A 12663-nucleotide genomic window follows, 5' to 3' on the forward strand; every position below is an offset into this window, starting at 1 on the left:
CGTCTTAGTCGCGCGTCCGGACGAGCGCGTCGACGGCGACCGGTCCGTCTTCGGTGACGAGCACCGGGTTGAGGTCGAGTTCGGCGACGTCGGTCGATGCGGCCAGGTCCCCGACCGTCACGACGACGTCGACGAGTTCGTCGACGGAGAGCGCATCGCCGCCACGTCTGTTCTCGAGGAGGTCGGCGAGCGCCGTGGCCTCGACCGCCTCGTGCGCGTCGGCCCGCGAGAACGGCGGCACCAGCACCGTGGCGTCGTCGACGGCCTCGACGAGCACCCCGCCGGCCCCGACGGTCACGAGCGACCCGAACACCTCGTCCGGCGAGACGCCGACGATGGCCTCGACGCCGTCGTCGACCATCGGCTGGACGAGGACGCCTTCGATGTTCTCGTCGGGAGCGTTCGCCCGTGCAGCCTGCATAATCGCGTCGAACGACTCGCGAGCCGAATCGGGGGAGTCGACGCCGACGTGAACGGCCCCGATGTCGGTCCGGTGGGGGAGCGCCGGCGAGTCGACCTTGAGCACGACCGGGAAACCGAGGTCCGCCGCGGCGGCCGCGGCCTCGTCGGGTGTCGTCACCAGCCGCGTCTCGACGACGGACACGTCGAACGCCGAGAGCAACCGCTCGCTCTCCGCCCACGTGAGGACGCGGCCGCGCGGGATGTCGACCGGCGGGGCGGTGAGTCCCTCGGCGAGTTCGGCGCGCCCGGGTCGTGCGGCGAGTCGGTCGCGGTCGGCTACCGCGTCGACGAGCGAGGCGACGGCGTCCAGACATCGACCGGGGTCCTCGTACACCGGGACCGAACCTCTGAGTCGTTCGTACGGCGGGGTCTCGGTCGGGTCGTCGGGGACCTTCCGTCCGGTCCAGAGGACGAACACCGGGTCGTCGGCCCGCTCGACGATGGCCTCGAGGTCGGCGGCGACGCGCGCGGCGCGGTCGTCGACCGCAGAGAGGCCGATGGCGAAGACGTACGCGTCGAACGCGTCGTCCGCGAAGAGCGTATCGGCGATTTCGGGGAGGACCTCCGCCCCGTAGCCGCGGATGTCCGCCGGGTTGTGGAACGCGCCGAACGTCAGCAGTTCGTCCATGTCGAGCAGGGTCCGTTCGGTCTCGCCGTCGATGTCCGGGAGCGAGAGGCCGCGCTCGTCGGCCAGGTCCGCGAGGAGGCTCGCGAGTCCGCCGCTCGTGGAGGCGATGGCGACGCGGTCGCCGTCGGGCACGTCGTACGCCGCGTGGGCGCTCGCCTGCGAGAGCAGGTCGGGGATGTCCGGGACCCGCTGGACGCCGGTCTGTCTGAACGCGGCCGCCCAGGCGTCGTCGTCGCCGGTGAGCGACCCCGTGTGCGACAGCGTCGCGGCCTCGGCGACGTCGCTCTGCCCGATCTTGACGGTGAGGACCGGCGTTCCGGCACGCGTCGCGGCCTCGGCGACGCGCATGAACCGCTCGGGGTCGGTCAGCCCCTCGACGTACGCGCAGATGACGTCGACCGTCTCCTCGGCGGCCAGATACGCGACGTAGTCGCTCGTGGTGAGGTCGGCCTCGTTGCCGGTCGAGACGATGTGGCTGAAGTGGACGTCGGCGTCGGCGGCCCGCTCGAAGAAGGTGGTGAACGCGAGCGCGCCGGACTGGCTGACGAGGCCGATCGCGCCCGGCTGCGGCTCGCGCGAACACGTCGCGGTCAGGGTCGCCCCGCGCGAGGACATCACGCCGATGCAGTTCGGCCCGACGACGTGGATACCCACATCCTGTGCAGTGGCGGCGAGTTCGGACTCCAGTTCCGTTCCGCGGTCGTCCGCCTCGGAGAACCCCGCGGCGACGACGAGGGCGACGGGGACACCGCGTTCGCCGGCCGCGCGCACCACGTCGACCACGTACTCGCGGGGGACGCTGACCACGACGAGGTCGACGGTCTCGGGGACGTCGTCGACGTCGTCGTAACAGGTTCGGCCCCACACCTCGTCGCGCTTCGGGTTCACCGGGTACAACGGCCCGTCGAAGCCGTAGTCGAGGAGGTTGTCGATGAGGTTGCCGGCGTAAAACGAGTCCGGACTCGCGCCGACGACGGCGACGGAGTCGGGGTCGAACAGCGGGGCGAGGTCGGGAGCGTCGACTGGCATCGATTGACCTGGCTCGCCGCTCGTGAAAACGTTTGATAAATCGTTGCATTTGTGATGGGGAACTGACCCGACGGACGACTGAACGTCGTCGCAGTCGCTGGAAACGAGTGAGTTTTGACGCCGGCGACGAAACGGGGTGACGGTGGCAGTGACGACAGTTACCCCCTCCGAGCCCCTTGTGACGAGGACCTCTCCCGAGCCACCGTTCTGAGCCACCGCGAAGCTGCGTGTGAACTTCTCGCACAGCCGCGCGCCGGTTACCTCGCGTCACGTCCACACTCGCGTATGAGACGCTCGTCTCCGACCATCCCCTCGGCGTCGCCAACCCGACGACGGCTCCTGGCAGCACTCGCTGCCGGCGCGGCTGGTGGACTCGCCGGCTGTTCGACCCGTCCGCCGCGCTCGTCGAACGGGGAGCCGACCCCCACGCTCACCTCGACTCCGTCCCTCGACCCCGACCGTGGCACGTTCGCCACGGAGGGGACCCCCGTGCCCGTGACCGAGCGCGACCAGCTCGGCGAGTGGGGGCTGCCGACGACCATCTGCGAGGCGGAGGTCGTCGAAGACACCGGTATCCGGGCGATCGTCGCCCCCGCTCACGCGGCCGACTGGTCCGGGGTCGAGGTCGACCGGAAGTACCGGATGGGGTTCGAGGTCGGCGACGGCCTCACCGACGACAGCTACGTCATCGGCGTGACGAGCGCAGACGGGACGCGAGCACGGGCGTACCCCCTCTCGGTCGTCTGGTGGCATGAAATCGTCAACGACACCTTCGACGGGCCGCTCTTGGTGACGTTCTGCCCCATCTGTCAGTCGGGGATGGTCGCCGAGCGACGCGTCGACGGGGTGGAGACGACCTTCGGCGTCTCTGGGCAGCTCTGGCAACCCCCGCAGATTCGTGCCGAGACGGCGAAGGTCGACGGCCGCGTCTTCGGGGCGAGCGCGACCGACGGTGAGGTCGAGGCGCGCAACTCGGGGAACCTGGTGCTGTACGACGAACGGACGCGGAGCTACTGGAGCCAGTTCCTCGCCCGCGCCATCTGTGGCGAGCGCGAGGGTGACCGCCTGCGTGTCGCGGCCTCGACCGTGGCGAGTTGGGGAACGTGGCGCACCGAGCACCCGAGGACGGACGTCCTCCTGCCACCCCCGCATTCGACCGCTCTGTGAATTTCCACCCCGTCAGACGGCCGGGTAGGTTATTTGCTCGGGGTCCTAAGCGGCCTTTGATGACACTTGCCAGTCAACTGATGACAGTACAGACCGCCCCGCTTCAGGCGACACAGACGGAGGTGCTCCGGATGATACAGGAGAACGTCTCGCTCAGCGCGTCCCTGTGGGTCAACATCGCCCTCGCGGGACTCTCCATCCTCCTGTTCGTCTGGATGGGCCGCCGGGTCGAGTCGACGCGGGCACGCCTCATCTGGGTGGCGACGCTGCTCGTCCCGCTCGTGTCCATCTCGAGTTACGCCGGCCTCGCGTCGGGACTGACCGTCGGTCTGCTGACGATGCCCGCGGGGCACGCCCTCGCCGGGCAGGAGGTACTCTCCCCGTGGGGTCGCTATCTCACGTGGACCTTCTCGACACCGATGATCCTCCTCGCGCTCGGCCTCCTGGCCGGCACCGACCGGTCGAAGCTGTTCACGGCCATCACGATGGACATCGGCATGTGTGTGACGGGGCTCGCCGCGGCGCTCATCACCTCGTCGTACCTGCTGCGGTGGGTGTTCTACGGCATCAGCTGTGCCTTCTTCCTCGCCGTGCTGTACGTCCTCCTGGTCGAGTGGGCGCGTGACGCTGCCGCCGCCGGAACGAGCGAGATATTCGGGACGCTGAAGCTGCTGACGGTCGTGTTGTGGCTCGGCTACCCCATCCTGTGGGCGCTCGGCAGCGAGGGCTTCGCCCTCCTCGACGTCGCGACCACCTCGTGGGGCTACTCGCTTCTCGACATCGGCGCGAAGTACCTCTTCGCGTTCCTCCTCCTGCGGTGGGTCGCGGCGAACGAGCGCGTCGTCGACGCTGTCTCGTCCGGCGCTTCGACGGGGGTAGGGTCCGCCACGGCCGCCGACGACTGACGCGTCCGAACCCCCACCGACTTGTACGCCGGGCGTGAGGCTCGACCATGGAACTCGAGCGCGTCGTCGTCCACGACTCCGTCGACGTCATCTTCGAACCGAGCGTCCTCGTGGCGGCGCTCTCTGACCTGCCCGTCCCCGTCGAATCCCCCGCCGACCCCGACCTCGGCCCCGGCGACGCCGTCGTCGCCTTCGGACCGCATCCATCGTTCCTGAACGCCGCCTGGGTCCACTGCATCCGGGCGGGGTACGACGAGTTCGCCATCGACGAGTACGCCGACGCGGGCGTCGTCCTCACGAACAGCACGGGTATCCACGGGACGGCGGTCGGAGAGACGGTCCTCGGCTATCTGCTCACGCTCGCGCGGGGTCTTCACACCTTCCGCGACCGCCAGCGAGCGAGCGAGTGGGAGCGCGAACCCTACGGCACGCTGTTCACGCTCGACGGCGAGCGGGTCTGTGTCGTCGGCCTCGGCACGCTCGGGACCGGCATCGCCAGACGAGCCGCGGCGCTCGGGATGGACGTCGTCGGCGTCCGTCGGTCCGGCGAACCGCACGACCACGCCCGGCACGTCTACACCCCCGACGAACTGACCCGAGCCGTCGACGGCGCACGGTTCGTCGTGCTCGCGCTCCCGCTGACCGCGGAGACCGAGGGGCTCGTCTCGACGGCGACGTTCGACGCGATGGACGAGCAGAGCTTCCTCGTCAACGTCGCGCGCGGTGCCGTCGTCGACGAGGACGCGCTGGTCGCGGCCCTCGACGCGGAGGCGATTGCGGGCGCTGCACTCGACGTCTTCGAGACGGAGCCCCTTCCACCGGCGTCGCCGCTGTGGGACGACGACCGGGTGGTCGTGACGCCGCACACGAGCGCGATGCACCGCCGGTACCACGAGGACGTCGCGACGCTCGTCCGGACGAACGTGCGACGGCTGCGGGCGGGCGAGGACCTGACCAACCGGGTCGTCTGACCGCGGCAGCCCGGAACGCTCATCCTGTCGGCGGTCTCCCCTTCGAGACATTCGAAACCCGGGGTTTCGAGACCCCTCAGCGACCGACAGCCGGCCGTCTCAGGAGGTGACGAACTTCAGGAGGTCGTCGCGCTTCTGGTCGTGAAAGTGGGTGCGGAGCGCCTCGAGGAACGGCTCGACGCTGCCGCGCTTTGCGCTGATCGGCGTGACGGTCTCGCGCCACTGCTGCCACGGCGGGTAGAGGCCGAGGCGGTCACAGAGCTCGTTCAACCGTTCGTCGCGGTCGTCGACCTTGTCCATCTTGTTGACGGCCACCACGGTCGGAATCCCGAGCTCTTCGAGGAAGTGGAACATCTCGACGTCGTGCGGAATCTCTCCGGCCTCGGTGTGGCGGTCGATGATGTCGATGACCGCCTTGCCGTCGACGACGACGACCCCGACGAGGATGCGGTCGGCGTTCGCCTCGAGATACTGGACGACGTCCGTCTTGATCTGCTCTCTCCGCGCTTCACTCACGCCGGACATGAAGCCGAAGCCGGGCAAGTCGGTGAACATGAACTTCTCGGCGGCCCAGTCGAAGTGGTTGGGCTTGCGGGTGACGCCGGGTTTCTTGCCCGTCTTCACCTTGTGCCCCGTGAGTTCTCGCATCAGCGTCGACTTCCCCACGTTCGACCGTCCCACGAGGACGACCTCGTCGCGGTCGGGTCGGTTCTCGAACATACCTACGATAGACGGGAGAGCGGGATAACCCCCACGAGTCCGCCGGCTCGCCACCGCGACGGCGTCTCGCCCGTCCGTGAGACGGGAGGCGTGGGCTTTTCAGGCCCCCCGGTGAACGTCGGGTATGGAGTGCCCCGACGGTGGCTCACTCGCCGACGCCGCGGAGGGGGTCGGCGAACTCGAGGCACCCGCCCCGGCCGACGCCGACGCGGTCGGCCCGACAGTCGTCTGTCGGCTGAGTACCAAAGAGTGCGACCACCGGCGGGCCGGCGACACGCCGCCGACGCTCGCCCTCCAGCCGTGGACCCCTCGGGGTGCGGCGGCGACCTACGTCGCCTGGGAACTGTCGGGGTGCAGCGGCCACTTCGGCGTCTTCGATTCGGGCCGACAACGACTGCTCCTCGGCGAGGGAACGCCCGCCGGCCGGCGGTGGCGACCCGTCGTGGAGACCGGCCCGGCGACCGAGTACCTCGTCGACGCCACGCCCGACCTCCGACCGTCGGTGCCGCGAGCAGCGGCGACGCCGCTCGACACCCCGACGCTCCACCCGAAGCCGGGCGACGCGACCGAGTGGGGCGAGACGCGTGCGTTCTCCCTGACGTCGTGGACTCGTCCCGTGACGGCGTACCTCCAGCCGTGGCGCCCACTGAACGGCGGGGCCGTCTACGTGGCCTGTCGGATCGACGACCCCGGCGAGCGCTTCTCGTACCACGGCTGGTTCGGGACGCTCGAGTCGGGAGTCGTTCGGCTGGGCCGGCGGCCCGCGCCGGCGTTCGTCGCCGTCGAGCTACGTGAGGGTGCCGACGCGCTGGCCGCCGACGTCGAGCGCCTCGCCCCGGGCCGCTGTTCCCCTCGCGTCGTGCGCGAGGTCACGACCGTCGACGACTCAAAAGGACAGGTGTGAGGTCGAACTCGGCCCGTCGTCACCGTCATCGTCGAGACCGCCGTCGTGGCTGTACTCGACTTCCGGGTTCGTGAGGTAGACCGCACCGTCGTCCACCTCGACCTCGACCGCTGAGAGGTACGACTCCGCCGCTTTGCCGTTGTCACAGTAGCCCGTGCAGCTGTCGAACATCGACCCGTGTTTCGGACAGACGACCTCTCCGTCCCTGACCGCGGCACCGAACCCCCGGTCGAGGCGCTGGTCGGTCTCGTGCTGGCAGGCGTTGCGCCACGCGCGGACCGTGGGCTCCTCGACGCCGCCAGGGGGTGTGTCGGGCGTACACCGGACCAGGATGACCTCCTCTTCGGTACCGTCGCGCTCGCTGACGGTGAACAGGAACGACCCGTTCTCGGGGACCGCCTCGACAGGTGTGAGGCGCGTTCGTGTCATGGCATAGCGTCGTATCGAACGCCGACGTCGTAACGCTGGCGTGTGGACCCGACCCAACGGTTATCTCACGGACCGACGTACTGTCATCCAGATAACAATGTACGACGAGGTCCTGATTCCGACGGACGGGAGCGAGTCGGCCGAACGGGCGGCCCAGTACGCGACCGTGCTGGCGGCGGCGTACGACTCCACGGTACACGTCCTGAGTGTCGTCGACGAGCGTGACTACGACGGCGTCGAGCGCGAGGGGGCCGACGCCGGCAAGACGGCCGCCGAACAGCAGGCGAACGAGGCGGTCGACGCCGTCGCGGCGCTCGTCTCGCGCGAGCGAGCGGGGGGCGACCGCGTCACGACGCGAGTGACTGTCGGCGTCCCCTCCGAGGCCATCCTCGCGTACGTCGACGAAGCGGCCATCGACCTCGTCGTCATGGGGACGCACGGGCGGACTGGCGTCGAGCGGTTTCTCATCGGCAGCGTCGCGGAACGGGTGGTCAGACACGCCGACGTGCCGGTCCTGACGGTCCGCGCCGCGGACCGGCTCCCCTCGTGGGAACCTATCGAACGCCTGCTGGTACCGACGGACGGGAGCGAAGCGTCGTTCGCCGCCCTGTCGCACGCGTTCGACATCGCAGCGCGGTTCGACGCGCTCGTGGAGGGGCTCGCCGTCGTGGACGAGCGGTCGAAGACGAGCGTCTACACCGTCGAGACGGCGCTCGAGGAGGTGGTCGGCGGACTGGAGGCGACCGCCCAGAACGCGACGGAACACCTGGCCGGACGGGCGCGGGAGCACGGCGTCGACGTGGAGACGAGCGTCGTCGACGGAATCCCGTCGCGCACCATCTGCGCGCACGCCGAGACGTCGGGTGCGGACCTCGTCGTCCTCGCGAGCCACGGGCGAACCGGCCTCGCGCACTACCTCCTCGGGAGCGTCGCCGAGCGGGTGGTGCGGAACGCGACGGTCCCGGTGTTGACCGTCCCGGCTCCCGTCCGGGACGAGTGACGGAGGGCACTAGTACCGCACCGCCGTACGGTACGTATGGACAAACAGGAGCTCCGCGAACGCGTCTGGGACGAGCTAGACGCGAGCGGAACGGCCCGTTTCCCCTTCCCACCGCACGGCCGAATCCCCAACTTCGCGGGCGCCCCCGAGGCGGCCGAGCGCCTGACCGAGACCGACGCGTGGCAGGCGGCCGAGGTACTCAAGGCGAACCCGGACGCGCCACAGCTCCCGGTCCGGCGGGCGGCTCTCCACGCGGGCAAGCGGGTGTACATGGCCGTTCCGCGATTGAAAGACGAACGGCCCTTTCTCGAACTCGACCCCGACGAAATCGCCCCCGAAGACCGCGACGCCGCGGCGACACTCTCGCACGTCGACGACTACGCGACGCGAGTCGGCCCCGACGCGCTCCCCGACGTGGACCTCGTGGTGAGCGGGAGCGTCGCCGTCACCGAATCCGGTGTCCGAATCGGGAAGGGCGAGGGGTACTCCGACCTCGAGTGGGCGGTCCTCTTCGAACTCGGACGTGTCGACGCGTCGACGCCGGTGGTCACGACGGTCCACGGGCGGCAGGTGGTCGACGAGGCGGACACCCCCACCCCCGAGGCACACGACGTGACGATGGACCTCGTCGTCACCCCCGAACGGGTGGTCGAAACGGGCGCGAGTGGAAAACCGACCGGTATCGACTGGGACCTCGCGGCCGAGCGGCTCGAGGAGATTCCGCTGTTGGCGCGGCTGGCAGCTGACGATTGAGTCTGCCGGATTCGGGACCCCGATTCTGTCCGTTCCTGCTCGGCATCGTCACACTCTGGGGTGCACGGACGATGACAAACGCCGACGCGGCGGCTCACCGTTCCCTGCCGCCCGACCAGCGTGTCTTCTCGGACTCCGGGTGGCCTGTTCGGTCGAGCGGTGAGAGCCCCCGTTCGAGCGGCGCGCGCGGTACTCGACACGACACGGCGTGAACAAGGTGACAACACACGTCCGTCCCCTCCGCGGACGACCCTCGGGGGCGACAGGCTGTCGTCGTGCACGACCGACTGGCGTCCTGCCACGCCCCCCCGATGCGGGTGAGGATATAAGCCTCGGACGCGCGAGAGGGCAAGCGTGCGACTCGTTCAGGTCACGGTCCCCGCCGGCAAGCGCGACACGGTGCTCTCGACGCTCGACGACGACGGCGTCGACTACGTCGTCACCGACGAGACCAGCGGGCGAGAGTACACTGCTATCGTCTCGTTCCCCCTCCCGACGGCGGCCGTCGAACCCGTCCTCGACGACTTGCGGGAGGCAGGGCTCGAACGGGACTCGTTCACCGTCGTGGTCGACGCCGAGACGGTCATCTCACAGCGGTTCGAGAAGCTCCAGGCCGAGTACGCGGAGACCCAGGAGAACGGCGACCGCATCTCGCGGGACGAACTCACCGCCCGGGCGCGGGACATGGCCCCCTCGCTCGTGACGTTCGTCGTCATGACCGTCATCAGCACCGTCGTCGCCACCGCGGGGTTGCTCGTCGACTCCCCCGCCGTCGTGGTCGGGTCGATGGTCATCGCCCCGCTCATCGGCCCCGCGATGGCGACGAGCGTCGGGACCGTCGTCGACGACGAGGACTTGTTCGACCGCGGCCTCCGGCTTCAGGTGCTCGGCGGCGTCCTCGCCGTCGCCGGGGCGGCGCTGTTCGCCTTCGCGTTGCGGTGGACCGGCATCGTCCCGTTGAACGCGAGCGAGGTGTTCGCCATCGGCGAGGTGCGCGAGCGGCTCTCGCCGGACGTGCTCTCGCTCGCCGTCGCGCTCGGAGCCGGCGTGGCCGGGGCACTGTCGCTCTCGACCGGCGTCTCGTCGGCGCTCGTCGGCGTCATGATCGCCGCCGCCCTCGTCCCGCCCACTGCCGTCGTCGGCATCGGTCTCGCCTGGGGGCGACCGGCGGCCGTCGTCGGCTCTGCCGTCCTCGTCCTGGTGAACTTCGTCGCCATCAACCTCGTCGCGCTCGCGGTGCTCTGGAAGCAGGGATACCGCCCCGACCGGTGGTTCAAACTGGACGAGGCGCGGTCGGCGACCGTCAAACGCATCGCCGTCCTCGCCGTGGGACTGCTCGTACTCTCGTCGTTCCTCGTCGGCGTCACCTACTCGACGTACCGGACGGCGACGTTCGAGGAGGACGCCCGTGCGGCGGTGGCGGCCGAACTGGCCGAGAGTGACACGACACTCGAACTGCTCTCGATGGACGTCGAGTACGAGGACTTCCCCATCCGGCGGCCGACGCGGGTGGTCGTCACGGTCGGACACCCACTCGACGCGACGCCGCCGCCGCTGGCCGACAGCCTCCAGCGACGGGTCCGTGACACGGCACGCCCGCCACCGCTTCCCGCGCTCCCCGTCGAAACGAACGGGAACGTCAGAGTCGACGTCCGGTACGTCCCGCTCGACGAGTCACGGGGTAGCTGAGCTCACAGGACCACGCCACGGCGGTCGGTGGTCGGCAGGCAGTGGGCGATACACGCCGAGTGCGGGCGGCTCGATAGGTGAAAGGTGCACTTATGTCAAAGTCGTATTCAATAGCTGAGCGCGCGTCTGTCTCGGTATGCGAAGACAGGCACTCCTCGCCAGTATCGCCCTCCTCGTCCTGCTCGCGGGCTGTCTGGGCCCGCTCCAGACCACGTCGAGTCCCGCAGCGGCGACGGACGCGGAGGGGACGACCCTCTCCACGACCGGCACCGGCTCCGTCGACGCCGAGGCCGACCTCGCCGTCGTCTCCGTCGCCGTCGTCGCGACGGCCGACTCGGCCGATGCGGCCCGCGGTCAGGTCGCGACCGACGTCGAGCGGATGCGGACCGCTCTCCGCGAGGCCGGGGTCCCCGACGACGCGGTCACGACGGCGTCGTTCGCGGTGTTCCCCGAGTACGACTACACCGACGGCGAGCGCACCGAGCGCGGCTTCCGCGCCGTCCACGCGTTCCGTATCGAGACCGAACCCGCCCGCGCCGGTGAGGTCGTCGACGTCGCCGTCGGCAACGGAGCGAGTGAGGTCCAGGGCGTGAGCTTCACCCTGACCGACGAGACTCGAGCCGCGCTCCGCGCGCAGGCCATCGAGCGCGCCGTGGCCGCCGCGCGGACCGACGCCGACGCGATGGCTGAGACGGTCGGCCTCTCCGTCACGGGTGTCGAGACGATGTCGACTGCGGGCGGGTTCACTCCCGTCGAACGGTTCGACGTCGCCGAGTCCGCGGCTGACGGTGCCCGGACGAGCTTCGAGCCCGGCCCGGTCCGTGTCTCGGTGACCGTGCAGGTGACCTACCGCGCGGCCTGACCGGGGCCTCTCCTCTCTCGCCGTCTCGGTGTTCCTTCCCTCGTCCCCTCGCCGTTCGCTGTTCGATTCGACTCAGCCGTCGAGTCGAGACGGGGGGATGTCGGGGTCGTAGTCGACGGCACCGACCGCGAGGTCGAGCACTTCCTCGACACCGTCGTCCTCGGTGACGCTCATGTACGCGTCGGCGTCGACGTCGCGGGAGCGGTCGGTCTTGTTACAGATAGTCAACACGGGGACGCCGCGCGTGGCGAAGCGGTCCCGGACCGCGTCGCGGAGTTCGAGCTGTGAGTCGAGCGGGTAGCCGCAGTCACCGCTGGGGTCGACCACGAAGAGGACGGCGTCGGCGAGGTACTCGAGCGCGGAGATGGCCTGCTGTTCGATGTCGTTTCGCTCGTCCTCGGGACGGTCCAGGAGGCCGGGCGTATCGATTATCTGATAGCGGATGCGGTCGCGCTCGAAGTGGCCCAACTGGACTCCTTTGGTCGTGAACGGGTAGGAGGCGATCTCGTTCGACGCCCGGGTGACGCGGTTGACGAACGACGACTTGCCGACGTTGGGGTAGCCGGCGACCACGATGGCCGGTTCGTCGGGCCGGACGTCGGGGAGGTCCCTCAGCGCGTCACGGGCCGCGCCGACCCGCAGGAGGTCGTCTTCGATCTCGTCGAGGATGTCCGCGATGCGGGCGAACGCCTGTTTTCGGTGCTTTCGACCCGTCTCGAGGTCCGCGTTTCTGAGCTTGGTCTGGTACTCCGAGCGGATTTCGCGAATCTGTCGGGAGGCCCACGTCACCTCGGAGAGGCTGCCGCGGAGCGCGTCGATACCTGCGGTGTCGCCGTCTGGCGTCTCTCGGGAGAAGGTCGACTGCCGGAGGACGGCGTCGGCGAGTTCCCGGTAGAACGGGTCGACGGTGTCGAAGTCGGGCCAGGCCGTCACCACGTTCTCGAGGTTGTCGGAGACGATGTTCGACGCCGTGACGAGCATCGACTCCTGGGCCTCGAGCCCGGATTTCGACCGCCCGGAACGGGCCGCGCGCGAGAACGCCTTGTCGAGGAGTTCCTCCGCGCGCGGGGTCGTCGGGAGGCTCTCGAATATCATTTCACGACTCTTGACCGCGCGCGCTGAAAAGCCCGTCCGTTCGCGCCTG

12 protein-coding genes are annotated in these 12663 nt (G+C 69.6%); 8 read left to right on the forward strand and 4 right to left on the reverse strand.

What is annotated here, in order from left to right:
• Nucleotides 1-4: 4 nt before the first annotated feature.
• Entirely contained in the window at nucleotides 5-2119 is a 2115-nt protein-coding gene (locus tag E6N53_RS06960) for an acetate--CoA ligase family protein (protein ID WP_142857982.1), read from the reverse strand.
• A gap of 285 nt (nucleotides 2120-2404) precedes the next feature.
• Between E6N53_RS06960 and E6N53_RS06965 the strand changes: the two genes are divergently transcribed.
• From E6N53_RS06965 to ddh, 3 genes are read left to right on the forward strand one after another with little or no spacing between them, the layout of a single operon-like run.
• Complete coding sequence (locus E6N53_RS06965; RefSeq protein ID WP_142857985.1) at nucleotides 2405-3286, forward strand: DUF3179 domain-containing (seleno)protein; 882 nt, start codon at nucleotides 2405-2407, stop codon at nucleotides 3284-3286.
• A gap of 59 nt (nucleotides 3287-3345) precedes the next feature.
• Nucleotides 3346-4191, forward strand: a complete 846-nt coding sequence (locus tag E6N53_RS06970; RefSeq protein ID WP_136589545.1) for a bacteriorhodopsin — start codon at nucleotides 3346-3348, stop codon at nucleotides 4189-4191.
• A 47-nt stretch (nucleotides 4192-4238) separates the two neighbouring features.
• Entirely contained in the window at nucleotides 4239-5162 is a 924-nt protein-coding gene (gene ddh, locus E6N53_RS06975) for a D-2-hydroxyacid dehydrogenase (RefSeq protein ID WP_142857987.1), read from the forward strand.
• A 99-nt stretch (nucleotides 5163-5261) separates the two neighbouring features.
• On the opposite strand, the gene engB is transcribed toward ddh, so the two are convergent.
• Nucleotides 5262-5882 carry a GTP-binding protein EngB gene (engB, locus tag E6N53_RS06980; RefSeq protein ID WP_142857990.1) on the reverse strand — a complete coding sequence of 207 codons (621 nt, stop codon included), beginning with the start codon at nucleotides 5880-5882 and terminating at the stop codon, nucleotides 5262-5264.
• 124 nt (nucleotides 5883-6006) lie between these two features.
• On the opposite strand from engB, the gene E6N53_RS06985 reads away from it, so the two are divergent.
• On the forward strand, nucleotides 6007-6786 hold the full coding sequence (locus tag E6N53_RS06985; RefSeq protein WP_142857992.1) for a hypothetical protein: 780 nt from the start codon (nucleotides 6007-6009) through the stop codon (nucleotides 6784-6786).
• On the opposite strand, the gene E6N53_RS06990 is transcribed toward E6N53_RS06985, so the two are convergent.
• Nucleotides 6769-7215 carry a Rieske (2Fe-2S) protein gene (locus E6N53_RS06990; protein WP_142857995.1) on the reverse strand — a complete coding sequence of 149 codons (447 nt, stop codon included), beginning with the start codon at nucleotides 7213-7215 and terminating at the stop codon, nucleotides 6769-6771. The two genes, E6N53_RS06985 and E6N53_RS06990, sit on opposite strands and share 18 nt — an antisense overlap.
• A gap of 97 nt (nucleotides 7216-7312) precedes the next feature.
• On the opposite strand from E6N53_RS06990, the gene E6N53_RS06995 reads away from it, so the two are divergent.
• From E6N53_RS06995 to E6N53_RS07010, 4 genes are all read left to right on the forward strand, one after another.
• Entirely contained in the window at nucleotides 7313-8215 is a 903-nt protein-coding gene (locus tag E6N53_RS06995) for a universal stress protein (protein WP_142857997.1), read from the forward strand.
• Nucleotides 8216-8251: 36 nt separating this feature from the next.
• The gene (locus E6N53_RS07000; protein ID WP_142858001.1) at nucleotides 8252-8968 is read left to right on the forward strand and encodes a 5-formyltetrahydrofolate cyclo-ligase; all 717 of its coding nucleotides are present in this window, start codon (nucleotides 8252-8254) and stop codon (nucleotides 8966-8968) included.
• Between the two features lie 354 nt (nucleotides 8969-9322).
• Complete coding sequence (locus E6N53_RS07005; RefSeq protein ID WP_136589538.1) at nucleotides 9323-10657, forward strand: TIGR00341 family protein; 1335 nt, start codon at nucleotides 9323-9325, stop codon at nucleotides 10655-10657.
• A 136-nt stretch (nucleotides 10658-10793) separates the two neighbouring features.
• Nucleotides 10794-11519, forward strand: coding sequence for an SIMPL domain-containing protein (locus E6N53_RS07010; RefSeq protein ID WP_142858003.1), 726 nt, complete (start codon nucleotides 10794-10796; stop codon nucleotides 11517-11519).
• A gap of 72 nt (nucleotides 11520-11591) precedes the next feature.
• Here the strand turns inward: E6N53_RS07010 and E6N53_RS07015 are convergent, their stop codons facing one another.
• Complete coding sequence (locus E6N53_RS07015) at nucleotides 11592-12614, reverse strand: NOG1 family protein (RefSeq protein WP_142858006.1); 1023 nt, start codon at nucleotides 12612-12614, stop codon at nucleotides 11592-11594.
• Nucleotides 12615-12663: the final 49 nt, after the last annotated feature.

The sequence above is a fragment of the Salinigranum halophilum genome (genome assembly GCF_007004735.1).
In the GTDB taxonomy this organism is placed as follows: domain Archaea; phylum Halobacteriota; class Halobacteria; order Halobacteriales; family Haloferacaceae; genus Salinigranum; species Salinigranum halophilum.

Excerpts from the sequence above, each read along its gene's own strand:
- E6N53_RS07010 (WP_142858003.1), top strand. The coding sequence starts at position 10,794 with ATGCGAAGACAGGCACTCCTCGCCAGTATCGCCCTCCTCGTCCTGCTC.
- E6N53_RS06970 (WP_136589545.1), top strand. The coding sequence starts at position 3,346 with ATGACACTTGCCAGTCAACTGATGACAGTACAGACCGCCCCGCTTCAG.
- E6N53_RS06985 (WP_142857992.1), top strand. The coding sequence starts at position 6,007 with ATGGAGTGCCCCGACGGTGGCTCACTCGCCGACGCCGCGGAGGGGGTC.
- ddh (WP_142857987.1), top strand. The coding sequence starts at position 4,239 with ATGGAACTCGAGCGCGTCGTCGTCCACGACTCCGTCGACGTCATCTTC.
- E6N53_RS06990 (WP_142857995.1), bottom strand. The coding sequence starts at position 7,215 with ATGACACGAACGCGCCTCACACCTGTCGAGGCGGTCCCCGAGAACGGG.
- E6N53_RS06960 (WP_142857982.1), bottom strand. The coding sequence starts at position 2,119 with ATGCCAGTCGACGCTCCCGACCTCGCCCCGCTGTTCGACCCCGACTCC.
- E6N53_RS07000 (WP_142858001.1), top strand. The coding sequence starts at position 8,252 with ATGGACAAACAGGAGCTCCGCGAACGCGTCTGGGACGAGCTAGACGCG.
- engB (WP_142857990.1), bottom strand. The coding sequence starts at position 5,882 with ATGTTCGAGAACCGACCCGACCGCGACGAGGTCGTCCTCGTGGGACGG.
- E6N53_RS06995 (WP_142857997.1), top strand. The coding sequence starts at position 7,313 with ATGTACGACGAGGTCCTGATTCCGACGGACGGGAGCGAGTCGGCCGAA.
- E6N53_RS07015 (WP_142858006.1), bottom strand. The coding sequence starts at position 12,614 with ATGATATTCGAGAGCCTCCCGACGACCCCGCGCGCGGAGGAACTCCTC.
- E6N53_RS06965 (WP_142857985.1), top strand. The coding sequence starts at position 2,405 with ATGAGACGCTCGTCTCCGACCATCCCCTCGGCGTCGCCAACCCGACGA.